The organism is Priestia sp. SIMBA_032, from assembly GCF_046535215.1.
In the GTDB taxonomy this organism is placed as follows: domain Bacteria; phylum Bacillota; class Bacilli; order Bacillales; family Bacillaceae_H; genus Priestia; species Priestia aryabhattai.
The window spans coordinates 1-282 of record NZ_JAWRXD010000466.1; the positions used below are offsets into that span (position 1 = coordinate 1).

The 282-nt window shown below is 47.5% G+C and carries 1 protein-coding gene; it reads left to right on the top strand.

What is annotated here, in order from left to right; all coding sequences use genetic code 11:
* The coding region (locus SB717_RS35175) for a hypothetical protein (RefSeq protein ID WP_410907535.1) at window positions 1-282 on the top strand (282 nt) is incomplete at both ends.

The window sequence follows — 282 nt, forward strand, 5'->3', positions numbered from 1 at the left end:
TGGGACTATGGAGGGCTGCAGCCTGTAATCGCCAATCCGCAAGCCGGGGTTGACGTAAAGTATGACTCTTCGAAGCAGGCGCTCGCGTTCGAGATAAAAACCACGGCTACCGTTGGTAGTCTGGTTAAAGCCCACATGGTGGAGTTTTATAGTCATGGCACTCTCTATTTTAGATTGGTGATGGCGGTGAACTCTTCAGTATCGACCTCAAATTATGAGTTGCTTTTGGAAGGGTCCAGAATTGAGGTGGTAAGAGAGTGGAGTTTTTTTGAAAGTGGAAGA